The following is a 275-nucleotide window of genomic DNA, read 5'->3' on the forward strand; positions in this document are numbered from 1 at the left end:
GCACTGCGAGACCTCAGCGGTGCTGATGCAGCGACGGGACCAGGCATAGACCGTCATCAGTCGCCAGCCCGGCAATGAACTGGGTGAATTCTTGCGCACCGAACGCATGGTGTGGGCCGCGTCACCGTGCTTCTGCGTGGAGGAGCACGACGCCCTGCCGCTGGCGGTGTCCGATGGTGACTGCGTTTACACCCAGTGGGCCCGGGCCGCACTGGACGCGGCCGGACGCGATTATCGCCTGGCCTACCACAGCTCCAATGGCGCGGCGATCCTGG

1 pseudogene is annotated in these 275 nt (G+C 66.5%); it reads left to right on the forward strand.

Annotated elements, in window-relative coordinates:
- Positions 1-91 precede the first annotated feature (91 nt).
- Positions 92-275: pseudogene (locus AC0L3B_RS39460) on the forward strand (LysR family transcriptional regulator); the annotation flags it as partial.

The sequence above is a fragment of the Bradyrhizobium sp. Kon56 genome, from assembly GCF_055807635.1.